General features: G+C 40.2%; 14 protein-coding genes. 6 read left to right on the plus strand and 8 right to left on the minus strand.

Annotation, left to right across the window (positions count from 1 at the left end; all coding sequences use genetic code 11):
• Positions 1-225: 225 nt before the first annotated feature.
• Positions 226-1251: an endonuclease/exonuclease/phosphatase family protein gene (locus R9C00_23345; protein WPO34641.1), complete on the minus strand. Its 1026-nt coding sequence runs from the start codon at positions 1249-1251 to the stop codon at positions 226-228.
• A gap of 229 nt (positions 1252-1480) precedes the next feature.
• Complete coding sequence (locus R9C00_23350) at positions 1481-2962, minus strand: aminotransferase class V-fold PLP-dependent enzyme (protein ID WPO34642.1); 1482 nt, start codon at positions 2960-2962, stop codon at positions 1481-1483.
• A 344-nt stretch (positions 2963-3306) separates the two neighbouring features.
• On the opposite strand from R9C00_23350, the gene R9C00_23355 reads away from it, so the two are divergent.
• A complete protein-coding gene (locus R9C00_23355) occupies positions 3307-3522 on the plus strand; it encodes a hypothetical protein (GenBank protein ID WPO34643.1) in 216 nt (71 codons plus the stop codon).
• A 602-nt stretch (positions 3523-4124) separates the two neighbouring features.
• Positions 4125-4307 carry a hypothetical protein gene (locus R9C00_23360; GenBank protein WPO34644.1) on the plus strand — a complete coding sequence of 61 codons (183 nt, stop codon included), beginning with the start codon at positions 4125-4127 and terminating at the stop codon, positions 4305-4307.
• Between the two features lie 81 nt (positions 4308-4388).
• On the opposite strand, the gene fabG is transcribed toward R9C00_23360, so the two are convergent.
• From fabG to R9C00_23380, 4 genes are all read right to left on the minus strand, one after another.
• Positions 4389-5135, minus strand: coding sequence for a 3-oxoacyl-[acyl-carrier-protein] reductase (fabG, locus tag R9C00_23365; protein ID WPO34645.1), 747 nt, complete (start codon positions 5133-5135; stop codon positions 4389-4391).
• Between the two features lie 308 nt (positions 5136-5443).
• The gene (locus tag R9C00_23370; GenBank protein ID WPO34646.1) at positions 5444-5632 is read right to left on the minus strand and encodes a PspC domain-containing protein; all 189 of its coding nucleotides are present in this window, start codon (positions 5630-5632) and stop codon (positions 5444-5446) included.
• A gap of 188 nt (positions 5633-5820) precedes the next feature.
• Positions 5821-6732, minus strand: coding sequence for an ROK family protein (locus R9C00_23375; protein ID WPO34647.1), 912 nt, complete (start codon positions 6730-6732; stop codon positions 5821-5823).
• 16 nt (positions 6733-6748) lie between these two features.
• Positions 6749-7405 (minus strand): HAD family phosphatase, encoded by a 657-nt coding sequence (locus tag R9C00_23380; GenBank protein WPO34648.1) that lies wholly within the window; start codon positions 7403-7405, stop codon positions 6749-6751.
• Between the two features lie 481 nt (positions 7406-7886).
• On the opposite strand from R9C00_23380, the gene gap reads away from it, so the two are divergent.
• Positions 7887-8897, plus strand: coding sequence for a type I glyceraldehyde-3-phosphate dehydrogenase (gap, locus tag R9C00_23385; protein ID WPO38789.1), 1011 nt, complete (start codon positions 7887-7889; stop codon positions 8895-8897).
• Positions 8898-8978: 81 nt separating this feature from the next.
• Here the strand turns inward: gap and R9C00_23390 are convergent, their stop codons facing one another.
• Positions 8979-12638 carry a TIR domain-containing protein gene (locus R9C00_23390; protein WPO34649.1) on the minus strand — a complete coding sequence of 1220 codons (3660 nt, stop codon included), beginning with the start codon at positions 12636-12638 and terminating at the stop codon, positions 8979-8981.
• Positions 12639-12916: 278 nt separating this feature from the next.
• Between R9C00_23390 and R9C00_23395 the strand changes: the two genes are divergently transcribed.
• From R9C00_23395 to R9C00_23405, 3 genes are all read left to right on the plus strand, one after another.
• Positions 12917-13519 carry a DUF4468 domain-containing protein gene (locus R9C00_23395; protein ID WPO34650.1) on the plus strand — a complete coding sequence of 201 codons (603 nt, stop codon included), beginning with the start codon at positions 12917-12919 and terminating at the stop codon, positions 13517-13519.
• Positions 13520-13560: 41 nt separating this feature from the next.
• Positions 13561-14859: an amino acid permease gene (locus tag R9C00_23400; protein WPO34651.1), complete on the plus strand. Its 1299-nt coding sequence runs from the start codon at positions 13561-13563 to the stop codon at positions 14857-14859.
• A 572-nt stretch (positions 14860-15431) separates the two neighbouring features.
• Positions 15432-18035 carry a PAS domain S-box protein gene (locus tag R9C00_23405; protein WPO34652.1) on the plus strand — a complete coding sequence of 868 codons (2604 nt, stop codon included), beginning with the start codon at positions 15432-15434 and terminating at the stop codon, positions 18033-18035.
• Between the two features lie 6 nt (positions 18036-18041).
• Here the strand turns inward: R9C00_23405 and R9C00_23410 are convergent, their stop codons facing one another.
• Positions 18042-18692, minus strand: coding sequence for a hypothetical protein (locus R9C00_23410; GenBank protein ID WPO34653.1), 651 nt, complete (start codon positions 18690-18692; stop codon positions 18042-18044).
• Positions 18693-18752: the final 60 nt, after the last annotated feature.

An 18752-nucleotide genomic window follows, 5' to 3' on the forward strand; every position in this document is an offset into this window, starting at 1 on the left:
TAGACTCTCAAAGTTATTATCCCAACATTTGTCAGAACTTATGTAATTGGATTAAAACGGTTTTTCAAGGCTGTTAAACACTCAAAAAAACAGTTTCTACTCATCAAAAATGCCCAAACACACAAAGTTTGAACAGCTTAACAACATCAAATTTACAGCAGCGGTTGATGGCAAAACTGTATTTAACATAGTTTAACTTGGAAAAACAGCCTTGACAGAGAGTTATCAAGGGTTTTGAGAAAGCTTGTAAAAAGCTTTTATAGGGAAATGATCGGAGTTTTGTTGCCCTTCCAGAGTCTGAAAACTTGAGGGCTTAATACCTTCAGTGTAGAATTGGTTATCGATACGAAGAAAGAAAAGTCGGTTGCCATTGTAACTAAAACCCAACCCAGTTCCTGCCTTTTCAAAAGCATTTCCCATCAGCATTCTTAGCTGAAAATAGGTGTAACTATACGGTGTATCGTTCAAGTCTCCACAAAGAATTACCTTGTGGGGCGAGCTCTCGATATGCTCTTTCAACTTGTCAAGCTGACGTGTTCTGGTCGTAAAACCAATTTTCATCCTACGGATCACATTTTTGGATGTGTTCTTTATATCATCGTTCAACAAAACCCCTTCTTCCCTAAAATTCAGTGATTGAAGGTGAATATTATAGATTCGCAACGTATCCGTTTCCATAAGGACATCTGCAAAAATAGCGGAGTTTGTAGAGTTCTGCCTCAATGTTATGCTACCCTTATTCACTATAGGAAACTTGGAAAAAATGGCTAGTCCAAATTCTCCTCCCTTCGAGTTAGTGACAGTTGGGTTTACGTATGAATAATACTTGCCGTTTACTTCTAGTCGCTTAGCCGTGGCAAACTGCTTTTTGTTAGCGTTATTATAAAATTCCTGAAAACATTTGATGTCCGAATCTTCTTCTTCAACCCACTTTATCAGCGCTTCGCTGGTAGTATAATCGTGAGATTTATCATTTTCATACAGGTTGAACACTCTCACATTGTAGCTAAGTACTGAAAAACCTTCTTTTTCCCCTGGTAAGTTCCATCCAAATGACGCTCTTAAAAAGGGAAGGCCAATCAACAGGGTGACCAATGGCCACCAAAAATATTTTTTCTTTTTTCGAAGCCACAACACAAGAAACAGAAAATTAACGACAAGCAATGTAGGGGTCGCCAAAGCGAAAAAGCCCGCCGGCCAAAAGTAAGAAGGGGAAATTAACACGCTTAAATAAGCGATTCCCGCTGCCAAACAGCATAATTTGTTAATGAAAAATGCGAATTTCAATACAAGAAAGATTAGTTAAAAAAACTACTTGGTAGACAGGGAAAATGAAGTTGCGTCGCAAGTTAAGAAAAAGGAATCAGTTTTGAAGGAAAGAAAGTTGGAAAAGTAAATGTACCTACTAGTATAAAAGCTTGAGCTTGGTTTAACACCCTCACCAAGCTCAAGCTTTTTCTTTTCAAAAAAAGGCTACTTCTTACATCTGAACCACACTCTTTTTACCAAACCACTGATCTACCATTTGGTCTTCTACTTCCACCTTATTTTTGTGGGCATACTCATTGGTAAGCGGGTTATATTCGTAATCTTTCGCCCATTCAGCTTGATTTTCCGCCAACTCACTAATGGATTTGGCAATATACTTAGCTTCCTCATCGCTCATTACGGGGTGGATGCTCATCCGTACCCAACCTGGTTTTTCGGAAAGGTCGCCGCAGCTAATTTTGTCAGTAATATTTTTTGAGCGATTAGGATCTACATTTAGCAAGAAGTGACCGTAAGTTCCAGCGCATGAGCACCCTCCCCTCACTTGAATACCGAACCTATCATTCAATATACGCACGGCAAGGTTGTAGTGCATTTCTTCGAGGTAAAAGGAGATAATCCCCAAACGCTGGCGCACATGTTTCGCCAGTATATGAAGCTTAGGCGCTTTTGTTAGCTCAGGCCAAATGATATCCAAGATTTCCTCTTCCCTTTCCAACATCTTTTCCACCCCCATTTCTTCTTTGAGTCTAATACTCAGCGCAGCACGAATAGTCTGCAAAAATGCTGGTGTTCCTCCATCTTCTTTCGCTTCAATATCATCCACATATTTATGTCCGCCCCAAGGGTTCGTCCAATCTACCGTTCCTCCACCTGGATTGTCAGGCACTTTATTACTATATAATTTCCTGTTGAAGACCAACACGCCTGTAGACCCAGGACCTCCAAGAAACTTGTGAGGGGAAAAGAACACCGCATCGAGCGATTGAGCTAGGTTTTCTGGATGCATATCAATTTCTACATAAGGAGCCGAACAGGCAAAATCGACAAAACAATAGCCTCCGTAATTATGGATGATTTCTGCAATTTGATGGAAAGGAGTTTTAATTCCAGTCACATTTGAACAAGCCGTTACCGAAGTGATTTTCAGCTTCCTATCACTGTATTTCTTAACTGTTTCGTCAAATAGATAAAGACTAAAGAGTCCATTTTCATCAGCTGGGACTACCACTACATCGGCAATGGTTTCCAACCAAGTAGTTTGGTTGGAATGGTGCTCCATATGCGTAAGAAAAACCACTGGGCGGTCATCTTCGGGAAGGGTAAAATATTTATAATGTTTCTCATGAACTTTCATCCCGAGGATACGCTGAAGTTTATTCACCACTCCAGTCATTCCCGAATTGGAAGAAATAATAATATCTTCTTTACTGGCATTTACATGCTTTTTTATGATATAAAGAGCTTCGTGATACGCCTTGGTCATGATAGATCCTGTCACCGATGTTTCGGTGTGTGTATTCCCCACAAAAGGGGCTATCTCCTTGAGCAATACTTTTTCAATGGGTTCATATAATCGCCCACTGGCTGTCCAGTCGGCATAAACAATGGTCTGCTCCCCATAAGGAGTGTCAAACTTTTGCCGATTGCCAATTACCTGTTCTCTAAACTTTTCAAAATATTGCTCTAGCATGTCTGTCTGTGGTTGTGGTTGTTTGCAACCAATGCGGTTGCATGTACAAAAATAGTTATTTTAAGGCTTTACAGGATTTGAATGAGTGAAGTTGTTTAAAGTTTTTATTTGCAAGCGAAAATGGAAGTGTTTTGTCACCAGGTAAAGCACTTTCCATAGGGAATAAAGGCAAAACAAACCATTTGTAGCGTGAAGAAATAACTTTAAACTTCTGCACTAAACCGTCAAAAATCTTGCTCTAATAACAGAAAAATGACCACAACTCGTTTAACAGATTAAATATAAGTGCTAGTCTTATAAGAAAATCATAAATTGTCTCATCAACATTTCTTACACCCCCCACTATGATTAATGCTACAAAGGTTAAAAAATCAAAAATTTATGTCTTTTTAGGTGTTTTGGGTATCGTACTAGGATGCACATGGTCAGTGATAAAATTTTATGAAAATAACATGAACCAACCTTTTGACTGGTTCTTTGCCGCCTGGGCAGTATTGATTGGCTTTGGCTATTTATTTCTAGGCTTTAGAAAACATCTATCCAATAAGATAGAAACCTGACACTAATTCGGGAAAAGGGTCGATTGCCCTTAAATAGATCTGGAAATTTTCATGGATTTGATTTTGGGAACCTGTATAGTTGGAGGAAATTTGAAAAATTCGACAGGGTTGACTGTATAATCATTTCCTAATAAAACAGTTGGGTGGTCAGCTTCCATAATGAAGGCATCTCTTCAAGTTTTATCTTCTGTGCCTACACCATAAAATTCTTTTACTCTTGCTTTACAGTAACCACCGTCTACCTAGTCAGTTTTGACTCTGAACTCAAAGATGTTTCTTGAACTGCTTGGATAGTAGCTACAAGTTGATCTAAATTTACCCCGTTGGTGATGTTTTCAGTGATGATCGTTTCAGTTAAATTTTAGATTGATAAATTGTTTTGCCCAATCAATTACAAGCCAAAGACAAAAAACACATAAACAACATTTAATCAATCACTTAACCACAAACAGAAAAATCATCACTTTATACGAAAATTCATAGATCAACGAAATTTCGGGAAAAACCGAACCTGAAACGAATTAACACTGTTGATATATGTACATACACGAAATGGCTATACAAGAAATAGAGATTTTAATTTTAAATACACTTATAATAAGATGAGCAAAAAGAAATCAAAAGCACTTCCTAAAGTAAGTCCAGAACTTGAAGGATTCAATATATCAATAAACTCAGCGGGGGAAATTGTATCGACCCATACGACCGACGATCTCAACAAGTTTTTGAACAAACACGTTGATGATAAAAAACTGAGGGATAGAGAAGATATGGATGCGGAGTAACATTAGTTTTCCTCCAAAAAGCTAAAAAAGCCTTGCAGATTTAATATCTGCAAGGCTTTTTTAGTCCGAAAAATGAAACTCTTAGGTATTCATTCCACCATTTATTTCTAATACTTGTCCAGTAATATAAGTAGACATATCCGAAGCCAAGAAAATAGTAAGGTCAGCTACTTCGTCGGCCGTGCCCCCTCTTTTCATTGGGATAGCATTTTTCCACTCATCTACCACTTTCGGGTCTAGCACCTCAGTCATTTCTGTTTCAATAAAACCAGGAGCAATCACGTTTGCCCTCACGTTCCTAGAGCCAAGCTCCAAAGCCACCGACTTGGTGAACCCAATGATGCCCGCTTTAGAAGCAGCATAGTTTGCCTGACCTGCATTTCCTTTTACACCAACTACAGACCCCATATTAATAATAGAGCCAGCTTTTTGCTTCATAAGCGTGCGGCAAGCAGCTTTGGTCGTATTGAAAACAGACTTAAGGTTCACATTGATTACCTGGTCGAACTGCTCTTCGCTCATTCTCATAAGCAAGCCATCTTTGGTGATACCAGCATTGTTGATCAAAGCATCCAAAGAACCAAAATCAGCAACAAAATCGTTGATAAGTTGCTCGGCAGCAGTATAATCAGACGCATCTGAGCGGTAACCTTTCGCTTTGATGCCTGCTTCTTGGAGCTCAGCTTCAAGCGCCTGTCCTTTTTCCACACTCGAAAGGTAGGTAAAGCCTATGTTGGCTCCGTGCTCAGCACATTTTTTGGCAATAGAACGACCGATGCCTTTTGAAGCACCCGTAATCAATAAGTTTTTTCCTTCTAGTAATTTCATTTGTATAAAATTTAAAAAGCCCAGCTTGAACAAGGCAGTTCGTTCATGAAAAGGCAAATATTACAAGAGTCGCTCAAAATCGAGTGCAAAGGCACAAAAAAAGCAACCCTTCAAATTTGAAAGGCTGCAATTTATGTATAAAGCGGTTGATTATCCAAAAAAAGAAACACAAGGTAGGTATTTCTCTAATTACCCGACCTATTAAGCTAAGTTACGCATGCAGGTACAAAACCTTTAGAAAGCCCCGTTCTCCATACATTTTGAAAAACGTCTTCTCAGCATCAAAACCTATTGCGTAACTTTAATCATTATATATAATGGTCTTTAGGCATCACAAGAGCTAAGATAACGTAAATGATAATTGGTGAGCCAATGCCCAGCACTGTTGCTATAGCAAAAAGAATCCTCAGCAACGTCGCATCCATATTAAACGACTGGGCCAATCCGCCACACACCCCAAAAACCATTTTATCATAAGTGGACTTTACAAGTTTCATTTTTTCTGTTCTGTTATTTTGATTAATACTGCTATCCTTTTATAAGGATATGTCGAGAAAAAGTTGCCCTACTTTTATGAATCCACACTTTTAATCCATGAGCGGTAGAAAATGAGATAAGTGGAAATAGAATAAAGATTGTAAAATCTCGCATCTCCCCTATCAATACTCAAACTATTACAGCTGATTTACCCCCACAACATCGCCGCGCCAAAAACCCCTGCACTGTCCCCAAGCTTTGGTTTCAAGAATTTTGTTTCCAATACCTTATTAAATACATGTTTCCCCGCTTCTTTTGCCCCTTCGGTGTAGAGCAAATCGATATTTCCCACACCTCCGCCAAGCACCACCGCATCGGGATCGAGTATATTTATAACATAGGCAATGGCTTTTCCAAAGAAAGTCAGCAAGCGTTGGATCGTCTGCGATGCCAGGGGGTCAGTTCCATCCAAATGCCTTTGGTAGATTTCGGGAAGGCGGATAGATTCACCACCACCTATGGAGCGGTAATACCTTTCCAGCGAAGGACCAGCCAAAATTGTTTCCACATTTCCGTGCAGCCCGCTATAGCTTTTTCCCCCTGACTTGTCCAAAAAATTATGCCCCCACTCACCTCCTATCCCATGCCTTCCGTTGAGCACTTTTCCATTTACCACCACCCCTCCACCTACTCCTGTGCCCATAATTACCCCAAACACCACCTCGGCATTTGGAACTTCATCGGGCACTATGCCCATCGTAGCTTCCGCTAAGGCAAAACAATTGGCATCGTTCGCCATTAGGATGGACATGCCCAGGGCTTCTTCCAAGTCTTTTTTGAAAGGCTGCCCGTTTAGGCAAGTCGTATTGCTGTTTTTCATGGTTTGGGAAGTCGGATCCAACGCCCCTGGCGTGCCAATTCCCAAGCGCTCAATCTTCAAGCCCGATTCTTTTTCAAGCATTCCCCGCAATTCCACTATTTTACCAATGATATTTTCATATCCTTTGACCGCTTCGGTAGGAATCCGCATACGGTGCAACACCTTCGGGTTTTCGGCACTTTCCAATAGAACCCCTTCTATTTTGGTTCCTCCTAAATCTATTCCACAGAGTACTGACATTATATATCTGTTTTGGTTAGTCGAACAAAGCCGCCACTTGCTCTACGGTAAGGTGGGTAAAATCAGGAACTACCAAATCTGCTTGGTGAAGCTCTTCAGGTGTATGGGTAGAGGCTATCCCAACAACTTTTGCCCCCGCTCTTTTTCCAGACTCCACTCCCGCCAGCGAATCTTCAAACACCACCGTATTGGCTGGGGCATATCCCATCGCTTTGGCAGTATTTAGGTAAATTTCTGGGTGAGGCTTGCCCTCGGTCACGTGGCTAGAATTGAGCTTCACCCCAAACATCCCTTCCAAATTGGTTTTTTCCAATGTAAAATCCACATTTTCGGGAGGTGCCGAAGTAGCCACCGCTCGGGGAATTCCTGCCGCTTCCAGCTCTTTCAAAAAATCGACCAAGCCTGCTAGGGGCACTATATCATCTTTATAAACCTCACGGAACAAAGCCTCTTTCTCGTAAGAGTACTTTTCTATTTCCTCCTCGGTAAGGTCTTCTCCAAAAATAAGTGGAATCCACTCGGCATTGCGCCTGCCAAATAACTTCGTCCTCAGGTCTTCCTCGGTGAAAGTGAACCCGTATTTCTTGCAAAAAATTTCTAGGGAAATTTTGTGGAAAGGATTGCTATCGATAATTACCCCGTCCATATCAAACATTGCTGCAAATTTCTTCATGCTGTTTCTTTATGTTTTGTGTAAAAAGGATTTCTACCCAAAAATAGAAATAAGATGACACAAAGGAATTTTTTCTAGCCTGTCTGTATATAATACAATTACAATACTGAATTTCCTCCAAATATCAATCTTCACCAACCCTCTAAAAAAGAATTTACCCCACTAGTGTTTACGCACTATTATTACAGGTTTGCAAAACTTGCTTTTCGGATTTTGAAACCCTTAAAAAGTTTATGACTTTTTGCAGGGCAATTCTATGATTAAACACACCTAAAACCTTGACTTGAAGCAGTATTAAAATTGAAAATATAGAATTATCCGCTAAGGCTTTAAGTAACTGTGAAATTTACTGTTAGGGTTGCAAAAGCCAACATAAAGCCGTTACTTTGAGATGAAAAAGGAGTATCAAACATGGATCTGATTCACGAATTGAATTAAAATAATCCAATTTTTTTATTCTTAAAACATAACTCAAAAATCTATCAAAATGACTAAAATTGGTATCAATGGATTTGGCCGAATAGGACGTTTCGTTTTCCGTGTGGCTGCAGCAACTGAAGGTATTGAAGTAGTAGGTATTAATGACCTTATCGGTGTTGATTACATGGCTTACATGTTGAAGTACGATTCGACTCACGGTCGTTTCAATGGAACTGTAGAGGTAAAAGACGGTGCTTTGATAGTAAACGGAAGTACTGTCCGTGTTACTGCTGAGCGTAACCCTGCTGACATCAACTGGGGTGCAGTTGGCGCTGAGTACGTAGTAGAATCTACTGGTCTTTTCTTAACTAAAGAAAGTGCGCAAGGTCACATAGACGCTGGTGCTAAGAAAGTTGTAATGTCTGCTCCTTCTAAAGACGACACTCCAATGTTCGTTATGGGTGTTAATCAAGACAAGTACACTTCTGACATGACTTTCGTGTCTAACGCATCTTGTACCACAAACTGCTTGGCGCCTATCGCTAAAGTATTGAATGATAAATTTGGAATCGTTGAAGGTTTGATGACTACTGTTCACGCAACTACTGCAACTCAAAAAACTGTTGACGGTCCTTCAATGAAAGACTGGAGAGGTGGACGTGGCGCTGGTCAAAACATCATCCCTTCTTCTACTGGTGCTGCTAAAGCAGTAGGTAAAGTTATCCCTGAGCTTAACGGCAAATTGACTGGTATGGCTTTCCGTGTTCCTACTCCTGACGTTTCTGTGGTTGACTTGACAGTTCGCCTAGAAAAAGCAGCTCCTTATGCTGAAATCTGTGCAGCTATGAAAGCAGCTTCTGAAGGTGAAATGGCTGGTGTTCTTGGTTATACTGAGGATCAAGTTGTTTCTAACGATTTCGTAGGCGAGTCTTGTACTTCAGTATTTGACGCTGGTGCAGGTATCGGTCTTACTGACAACTTCGTAAAAGTTGTTTCTTGGTACGATAACGAAATGGGTTACTCTACTAAAGTTGTTGAGCTTATCAAGCACATGGCTTCTGTAGATGCTTAGTCATCTCCTGATATAAATAATGAAGCCCTCACACTACGGTGTGGGGGCTTTTTTGTGTTCTATAGCCACCTATCTCTACTTTTATTCCCTAGGCAACCCTAATTGCTTTCGCTCTTTAGCAGTAAGAGGGAGAATATTTTCTAGCTGTTTCCAATTAGAAACAATTGAGCTAACCGATTTTTCATCAGCTTCTCGGTATAACTTATTCTCCTCCCACATATAGCTTTTTCCATTACTTGCTACAAACAAATTATCGGAAGGTGTGAAAAGAGCGTAAGATGTATAATATCCTATATTTTTTAGTTCCTGTACCTTATCTCCGTAATCTTCATAGATCACAATATTTGAGCCTGAACTTGCCAAAAACCTATTCCCACTCTCATTGAACCCAACAGATACTACCCCCCAGTTATGATCTCTTGGAAACTGTTCCTTATGTGGTTCCTCCCCTGAATCATTTAAGCTAAATGAATAGTTCACTCCTCCTATCAGGTACTGATCTTCATTGCCCACTATCACATTCACCCCCCATTCTCTAATGTACGTATATTCCTTTTTTCCTTCCAAATCCCATTGAATGACTTCATCATCTCTACTACCAGATACAAAACCTTTGTTATAATCAATAAAAACGAGTGCACGCACTTCACTTTTATGTGCCTTGTACGTCCTTATTAGGCTTCCTTTTATGTCCCAGAGGTTAATTCTACCCGTAGCATCACCTGAAAGAATATGCTGCCCATCCGAAGAGACTGCCAAGGCGGTATATTTCCTTTTTTTCCTTTCACCAATTTTTCTTAGCAAATTACCCTCTACATCATAAACACCAATAGCAACGCTGTTCTCACCCTCAATTCCAACTAAAACCTTTGCTCCGTTTTCTAAAAAAAGAGCTGGTGCAAATGACAAATAATCTTCAGATGCCGTACCGTCTGGAGTGTAGATTTCATTAATAGATTCATCCTCCATATTTACCAACTGAACCGCCCCAGTTCTTTCATCTATAGCCAAAAGTGTGGATCCATCGGCGGAAAACTCAAGGGGATAAAGCTCCTTTCCTTCCAACAGTTCCTTGCTTTGGTAATACACTATTGAGTTATTTACATCTCTTATTGAGCTCTCCAATTCTTCAGGAATATCTATCCCTTCACTTTTGATAGAGTCATAGGCAAAGATTAGCGCATGCATGGCTTGACTGTAGTAACCTTCGTTCAAATAATCTTTTGAGATACTTACATTCCGTAAAGCCCAAGAAATTTTTCCATTCACTATCGCCTGTTCTTTGGCTATCACCGCCTCTATTCGTCTCACTTCAGCCGAATCTCTCGCTACTTCTGCCAACCACTTTTCTTCTCTCAGCTCCTTGCTTTTTACAGCTAGTGCAGCCAATGCATTTGTAGCTTTTTCCTTTTCAAGCTCCGCTTCTAGTGCTTTTTTATCTGCTCTAGTTTTTTCAAGCTTTGCTTCATTTAATGCCTTTTGAGCTTCTATAGATCTTTGCTCAGCCAACACCGCACTTCCACTTGCCTTTTGTTCATTTAGTAGTGCTTCATCTGCTTTTTTGGCTGCTAATGCTTCTTGCCTATTACTTTCATAAATAAAATAGCCTGCCACTACCAAAAGTAAAAGAGAAGCCATCAAACTAACCCCAGCCAATTTCAACCTACTTTTCAGCCGCCTGGCCACCTTCTTTTCTTTCTCTTCTATGGCTGCTATTTCCCCACGGCTGGTGCTGATAAACCTATTTTGGAGTTTGGTGATGGAAGGGTTTTTCCCTTCGGCTTGTTGCACCCATGCTTCAGCAAGATCGCATGCTGTTTTGTTGAGCAAAAGATCTTTTGAGTAGTTATGATTTTTCCATTCCAAAGCTCGTTGTTGCCATTTCACATGACCTTCCACATGCTCTCTGTCCGTGTCTAGCAAAAGCTCCAAATCGTGGTATGCCTTGTCAAAATCTTGCCCTTCAAAATCTATCCACTGCGTATTTTTGTAAGCTTCTGGAAGCTTCGACTCGTAATTTTCCGCACTTTTCAGCAAAATTGGGATAAACCTTTTTCGATGTTTGGCAGCAAACTCTAACTCTCGCTCGCAAAACTCCGAATCTACCGCATCGGGCGTAATTACAAATACAAAGTTGAACGAACGCTCTATTCCCTTAAAAATCTCTTGGTCGAAATCTACCCCCGAGGCTATGCTCTCTTGGTCGAACCAAGTGATTCTTTCTGCATTTTGTAGCTTCTGGTTGAGCTTACGGGCAAAGTCGCCATCTTTCCTCGAATAGGAAATAAATACTTCGGTAGCGTGAAGCCCTTTGCTTTTGTCACTGGTAGAGATGAACTCTTCGTGAAGGGAAACTGGCGGATGGTCTCCCCTATTTTTGTGCAGCCTCAGCCAAGTAATCGCATTGTCGAGGTTGTGCCCTGCGAGCAAAAAAGCGGCTTTGGGCTGCTGCTTCCAGCGAAGTGCCTGGGCAAGCAGAACTTTGTGTTGGAAATAATATTCTTTGTCCCTTTCCAGCTCGGTGAACACTTCCTCCATGTCCAGCTCAAAGTCAGATTTACCATTTTCATCTTCAAACCCAGCTCGGTTGTTGGTAAAATCAACATGCTGGAAGCGGAGTAATTGGCGGACAATTTCTTCTTCGTTGCCCGCTTTATTAGGAAGCGTGTAGCCTTTTGGGTCTTTTATATAAAGTGGAATAATTCGCTTATTGAGTGTAATAGCATGGTTGAGTTCATGCAAACACCATTCAGATTCCAAGGAACTTTTGGAGATAAAAAAGAGGAAGTTGTCGGCTTCTTCTATACCTTTCGTAATCTCTTTTTCATACACCTTGGTCTTGTCTATGTCAAAGCTGTGCAGCCAAGTGGTCACCCCTTTTCGTTCCAAAGCATCCTTTACGGTTTCCATCATCGCCTTGTCTTTCAGCGAGTAGGACAGGAAAACTTCGGTCATTAAGTTATTTCCATTCTTCTTGGAAGCACAAATATAATCCGCTTGGAGTTGAGTAATTTCTGAAGGAGGCAATTCACCTCCTCTAAATTCTTTTTGAAGCCAATTCACGGCATCTTGGCGCTCTTTCCCCACCAAAAGTTCGGATGTTGGCTTCCCCAACTGCGCCCAATCATACGCTTGGTTGAGCAATGTGGTATGTTTTTGTACAAAAGCTCTATGCCTCTTAGTGTTTACCAACAGTTTTTCGACCACACTTTCTAGCGTGTCTACTTCTTCCGCTTCCACGGGGCACTTCCACGTTTCTAAAAAGCGCTTATCCTGATGTTGTGCCCAATGGTTTTCATGCTGCTCTTTCCACTCTCCTAGCGCCTCAAGCTCTACCATTTTTTCACGTGCATATATCCAGTCACGCCGTCCTATAATCTCAAAAACTTGTGTTCGAATATTGGCTTGCTCTTCCGTATATCCCTCGGTTTCCGTTTCTTCAATGTGGAGAAGGGGGAAAATCCGCTTTCCAGACTTGGCAGCGTATTCAAGCTCAGCAAGACAATAAGGGCTAGTGATTGACGTGGGCGACATTACAAACAAAAAGTTCTGCGCATCCCTTATCCCAGCATTTATCCTTTCTTGAAAATCGTCTCCTGAAGGGATATTTACTTTATCGAACCATACCTGTGTACCTTGCAACTGCAGTTTTTGGTGCAATTTTGCAGCAAAAGAAAGGCTATGGCTCCTTGAATAGGATATAAAAAAAGCTTTATGATTTACACTAGATTTTTTGGTCATGTCAAAGGATTGTTTGTCTGGTAAGCAGTTTGAGTTACTCCGAGAAGTTTCCTGAGCGCTGGTGTAGTAATCATAAGGTTTGCGCAATCTCGAAATACCGATTTTACAACGAGCCTATAATCACATAGGTATCAGCTATTAATATTTTTTGTGCTCCTACAGTTTTTCTGAAACAGGGAATTACCAAAATAGCTTAAATCGGGTTTACTTATTCTTTCAAAATCATTTGTTTCCATATAAACCCTATCTTTGTACTTTTGGATAAAAAAATAAGTTGCATGAAAAAATTAACAACAGCTTTCCTCCTCCTTTTGGGGTGCGTATATAACTTTTCCCAAGCGCAAGACTTCCCACTCCCAACCAACGAGACTGGAGCAATAGAATACACCGAAGTAGTTGAACTAGCGGACTTTGACAAAGAGCGATTGTTCAAAAATGCCAAGGGCTTTTGTGAGTCTTTAGTTCCAAATAAAAAAACTAGGAAAGGCTCTTTCTCCGAAGATGCCGAAGCAGGAACTGTCACTATCACCAACACATTTAAGGTGCTAAAAAAAAGCGTGACCAAACAAGTAAGTGGAGAAATTCGCTATGACCTTGAAATTGAGGTAAAAGATGGAAAATACCGCTATTTTTTCAAGTCATTTGCCTTCACCCCTTATACACGCGATAGGTACGGAAAATTCAAACCCATGAAGCGGGAAACCACCGTAATGATCCCAGTAAGCAAACCACTGAGCGTGGGAGAAGGACTTTGGAAAAAACACCTCGAAAGCTGCAACAACCACGTGACCTACTGGATAGAACAACTCAAGTTCGAAATGCAGCGCAAAGCGGACGAGCCAAAGAAAAAAGAGAAAAAGAAAGAAGAGATTCAGTGGTAAGCAACTGTTAGACATAACTATTCCTTCATTATTTAGCACCCATGACCACAACGAAAAAAATAACGCTATACACTGCCACAGCCGTAGTAGTGGCCAATATGATAGGCACTGGGGTTTTCACTAGCCTAGGTTTCCAAGTGGTCGATATCAAATCTATTTTCCCCTTGCTTTTGCTCTGGGTGGTTGGTGGAATTACTGCGCTTTGTGGTGCGCTAAGTTACGGAGAACTGTCCGCAGCCATGCCCCGCTCGGGCGGTGAATACCATTTCATGCGGGAAATCTATCATCCTTCTATTGGCTTTGTGTCGGGTTGGGTGTCGGCTACTATCGGGTTTTCCGCCCCTACTGCACTTGCCGCCATGGCTCTGGGAACTTATGCACAAAGTGTGTTACCTTCGGTAAATGCAACGTATTTGGCAGCAGCCACCGTGATTGGACTTACTATCATCCATGCAACCAACAAAAGCATCGGCAGCAAATTTCAGAATATTTTCACCTCCATCAAAGTTGTACTCATCCTCCTGTTCATAGTAGCAGGTTTTTTCATGCCTTCTTCCAACGAAATCACCCTTTTGCCGCAACCAGGTGATTGGGAGTTGCTAACAGGCTCTGCTTTTGCCGTTTCGCTCATCTATGTTTCCTATGCCTACACAGGCTGGAACGCTGCAGTTTACCTTGCCGGAGAAGTCAGCAACCCCAAAAAGAATGTACCAAAAGCACTATTTTTCGGCACTTTGCTTGTCATGTTTCTCTACGTGTTATTGAACTACACTTTCTTGCGCTCCACGCCCATAGCCGAGCTTGAAGGGCAAGTGGAAATTGGTTACATAGCCGCTACCAACATCTTTGGAATTCAGCTTGGCAAAGCCATGGGGCTGATTATTTCCTTGTTGCTTGTATCCACGGTAAGTGCAATGGTGTTTGCCGGGCCTAGAGTGATGCAGGTAATGGGCGAAGACATTTCCCAACTAAAATTTTTGGCTGTAAAAAGAAACGACATACCCACCAATGCAATTCTTTTTCAAGGAGTCCTTACACTTTGCTTCATTTTTAGCTCTACCTTCGACCAAGTACTTACCTATGCTGGGTTCACACTGAGCTTAGTTACCCTCATGACCGTTGCGGGTGTATTTGTACTTCGTATAAAAAAGCCCGACCTTCATCGCCCTTACAAAGTTTGGGGCTACCCTTTTACACCTGCTATTTTCATGGGCTTGGTTATTTGGACACTCATTTTTTTGCTTAGGGACAAACCTATGGAATCTCTAGCCGGATTTGCCACTGTTTTACTCGGGCTTTTGGTATTTTTCGTCTTAGAGAAGTTCAAGGGCAAAAAATAATCATTACTTTTTTTCAATTTTTTTTAAAAATCCTGTTTACAACTCTTAACATATTTGTATGGAAATACGTAGGCTTTAGGCATCAAATATACCCTAAAGTAGGTATTGTCTTACATGGATTACTCTTGTAAGTTTGTATAAGCTTAAAAAGAGAAATTAAAGTCTTTGATATAAAGTATAATAATAGATGTAACTCTTAATCGTATTTTACTTTTTAGAGTTAAAAGTTTGCGATTGATTAACCTTGGCAATTAGAAATTGCATCAACATTAAAAAGAGACTTAGTAAGTCTCTTTTTTTTATCAACAAAGCGGATATATGTAGCAATATGCAATCAGTCCCAAACTTCTCTTCCATCAAATTAGTGATCGGAAAATCAAGCATTTAAAAGTTTAACACTAAGCCCTAATCTATTTTTTATATCCAACACAAGCACACTTTCCATCATATCCTTCACAATTCCGTTATTTTCATACAGCACAAAAAATCAGATTAAAAGCTCATTTAATAAGGTTTTTTAAATAAATTTCAATTTGATTTGGATCTATGTTTAGAAGATAAAACTCATTCTAATGTTATTAAACTTTTCTGGTGACCAAGGCGAAGCTCTGCTCCAGACTATTTTAGATAATAGTCAAGAGGGGTTATTTACGCTTGATCCAGACTATTTAATAACAATCTGGAATAAGACATCTGAAAAAACAACAAACAAGAAACATGAAGAAGTTATAGGTAAAAGCTTTCTAGAAGTCTTTCCCCAACTTTCAGATTTATTTCAAAAAACAAAGATAGCTATAACACAAGGGCATTCTTTCACCACTGACACCTTCAAGCTACAGCTTTCAGATATTTACTTCATTCCGCTTTCCATCAAACTCGTTCCCTTTCAGCTGCCTGACGGCAAACAAGCTGGAGTTTTAGGTACTATCAACAGCGTAGGACTTAAAAAAATAGACAAAAATACCGTCTCTTTGGTTGAAACAGCTTTGGATGTTGCGAACTGTAGCACTCTTATAATAGAAGCTGATGCGGAACATAACACCCACATTGTTTATTGTAATGCAGCATTTACCAAACTTACAGGGTATGAGCCGAACGAAGTGTTAGGGAATGACTTTCAGCTTTTATTTGCCAAGGATACTCTTCAGCTCGCTTTAAAGCAATTAAGGCAAGGCATTGCCGAAAATAAAAAGCGCAAAGTGATTTTGCGGAGCTACCGTAAAGATGGCAGTATGTTCTATAATGAAGTCAGCTTATCTCCTTTTGGAGAAAAGACTGAAAGAAAGCAAAAGTTTGTATTAGCTATTATAGACCTGACGGAGAAAATACAAACTCAGCGCAAGCTTGCCGAAAGCAGGGCTAATGCAAAAGCAATATTGGACAACATCATTCAAGCTCATGTACTGATTGCACCTGACCTTCGGATTCTGTCGTACAATAAACTAGCTAAATTTTTCTCACAGAAGTATCTTTTAAAAGAAATGGAAGTTGGTAGCTATTACCACGAATATTTCCCTCCAAATACCTTTGAAGCAGTAAGGCTTAGGATAGAAAAAGTGCTGCAAGGCGAAAAAGTATCAACCGTTATTCACATAACCAACGATAAAAAAACACTTGAAGAGAAAAAAATAAAATGGTTTGAGCTAAGTTACTTGCCAGTTGTCAATGAACTGGGGGATGTATTTGCCATCAACTTTTCCGCATTAGACATCACAGAACAAAAAAACTATGAAAACTCACTAAAAAGCAGTGAGAAATATTACAGGTTGCTTTTCGATGCCAATCCGCACCCCATGTGGATTTATGATATCAATACACTCGAATTCTTGGCAGTGAACAATAAAGCGCTGAAACAATATGAATACACTGAAGAAGAGTTTTTAACGCTCACCGTACTAGATATTAGACCCCAAGAAGAAGTCGATGCATTTTTAGCCTACCTAGCCAAAAATACAAATAATGAGTCGCATCTTCTCCCTTCCATACATATTACAAAAAGTGGAAAAAAGATGTACGTAGAAATATTTTCGAGTAGTATAGAGTTTGAAGATAGAAATGCAAGACTGGTTTTGGCAAGCAATGTGACCGAAAAGAGGAAGGCCGAGATTGCTTTAGAAAAGAGTGAAAAAAGGCTCTATGATGTACTCAACTCACTGAGTGAGGGAGTGTGGTCGGCAGATTATCCTGCTTTAGATTTTAACTACATTAGCCCTGCGGTGGAGCAAGTTTTTGGCGCTCCTATCGAGTGCATTGCTTCAAAACCCTGCTGGATAAAATTGGTAGTGGAAGAAGACAGGCACTTGGCAGAAGAAATTGACCTTAGCCTTTTGGATAATGGGGAGTCAGATTCGATCTACCGAATTAACCACCCTTCTGGAGAAATACGCTGGATAAACGATAAGCGTAAACTTATCAAAAATGAACAAGGGGAAATCTATAGGATAGAGGGGATTGTAATTGATGTAACTAAATTACAAAATGCCCGAGAAGAACTAGAACTACGAAACAAGGAGCTTCAGACATTTGTCTATAGCCTGTCCCACGACCTCCGAGGTCCTATGAGCTCGATAATGGGCTTGGTAAACCTCTGTAAAATTGAAACCAACATACAAGAGGTGTCTACATACATGGAGTTAATCGAGGAGCGAATGAACCGAATGGGACTCTTTACCAATGACATTCTGAATCACTCCCGTAACCTCAACTTGCCAATTGAGATCAAAAAAATTGATTTCACTAAGTCAATTAAAGAAGCGCTTAAAAAGCTGAAATATGTACCAGAGCTCTACCAATCTAAAATGAGCCTCAATGTAGAACCTTTTGAGTTTTATACTGACAAATTTCGGCTAGAAGAAGTTTTCAAGATTATTTTAGCGAATGCATTCCAATACATCGATCATGGACAAGATGTATTTTTGGTAGATGTGGCAATAAAACAAGAAAATGGATCTGCCATCATTACCGTTGCTGATAATGGTAGCGGAATAGACGATGAAGTGAAACCAAGGGTGTTTGAGATGTTTTACCGTGGCCACCTCAAATCCAAAGGGGCAGGTATTGGACTTTACATTGCAAAACAAGCCATAAAAAGCATAGAGGGTGAAATTGAATTTGAAAGCACTATAGATGTGGGCTCAACTTTTACCATTAAAATACCAAATTTAAAGCATTTTTAGAATTACTTACTTCCCCGAAAGATTCTTTTCACTCAAGAGGGCTTTCATATTTTCCATTGTTTTGAACACACTTCCCACCACTATTTTCTCCACCAACCAGTTTGGTAAAAAATCATTAGCTTCGGCATACATCGTATAGGCTATTTCGGTTTTGCCTTCTTTTTCATAAAACTCCCATTTGCCTTCCGAATCTTTAATGCGAGCCTTTCCTTCCTCTTCAGGCAAATAATCTGGTACACTTTCCAAAGCAACACAGATATGGCTGCCCAAAGAATCTGAGGTCACTGAATTCTTACTGATAAGGTCTTTATTTTGAAACGGCCAAGGAATTCCTATTTCACCATAGGTATACCACACCGAATCATTTTCTGCATCAATCAATTCAAACTTCACCATCCTATCTATCCAGCTCGTAGCTGCTTCAGCATCCTGAATAAGTGCGAGACAAGTGGTAGGAAATGCATCTGTTTTCATTTTGGCGAGCACTTGCCTAAACCCTGAGGTTTCCATCCTACGAACATATATCTCTATTCCCTCTTCACTTTTGCTCAGCTCCCATTTTTCAGATGTTTGGGCATAAAGAGCACTCAGCCTACAAAAAAACAACAGCAGAAACAGGAATACATACTTAGAAGTTTTCTTTGTTATTGATAACATAATATTAGAACAAGCTCTAAAAACCAACCCGAATAAAAAGGTTTTGTTCAAATAAAAAAA

This window comes from Flammeovirgaceae bacterium SG7u.111 (assembly GCA_034044135.1).
Classification (GTDB): domain Bacteria; phylum Bacteroidota; class Bacteroidia; order Cytophagales; family Flammeovirgaceae.

Bases quoted from the DNA above. Each gene is read 5' to 3' on its own strand.
- R9C00_23375 (WPO34647.1), bottom strand. From the start codon at position 6,732: ATGTCAGTACTCTGTGGAATAGATTTAGGAGGAACCAAAATAGAAGGG.
- R9C00_23390 (WPO34649.1), bottom strand. From the start codon at position 12,638: ATGACCAAAAAATCTAGTGTAAATCATAAAGCTTTTTTTATATCCTAT.
- R9C00_23370 (WPO34646.1), bottom strand. From the start codon at position 5,632: ATGAAACTTGTAAAGTCCACTTATGATAAAATGGTTTTTGGGGTGTGT.
- R9C00_23360 (WPO34644.1), top strand. From the start codon at position 4,125: ATGAGCAAAAAGAAATCAAAAGCACTTCCTAAAGTAAGTCCAGAACTT.
- R9C00_23380 (WPO34648.1), bottom strand. From the start codon at position 7,405: ATGAAGAAATTTGCAGCAATGTTTGATATGGACGGGGTAATTATCGAT.
- fabG (WPO34645.1), bottom strand. From the start codon at position 5,135: ATGAAATTACTAGAAGGAAAAAACTTATTGATTACGGGTGCTTCAAAA.
- R9C00_23405 (WPO34652.1), top strand. From the start codon at position 15,432: ATGTTATTAAACTTTTCTGGTGACCAAGGCGAAGCTCTGCTCCAGACT.
- R9C00_23355 (WPO34643.1), top strand. From the start codon at position 3,307: ATGATTAATGCTACAAAGGTTAAAAAATCAAAAATTTATGTCTTTTTA.
- R9C00_23410 (WPO34653.1), bottom strand. From the start codon at position 18,692: ATGTTATCAATAACAAAGAAAACTTCTAAGTATGTATTCCTGTTTCTG.
- R9C00_23395 (WPO34650.1), top strand. From the start codon at position 12,917: ATGAAAAAATTAACAACAGCTTTCCTCCTCCTTTTGGGGTGCGTATAT.
- R9C00_23350 (WPO34642.1), bottom strand. From the start codon at position 2,962: ATGCTAGAGCAATATTTTGAAAAGTTTAGAGAACAGGTAATTGGCAAT.
- R9C00_23400 (WPO34651.1), top strand. From the start codon at position 13,561: ATGACCACAACGAAAAAAATAACGCTATACACTGCCACAGCCGTAGTA.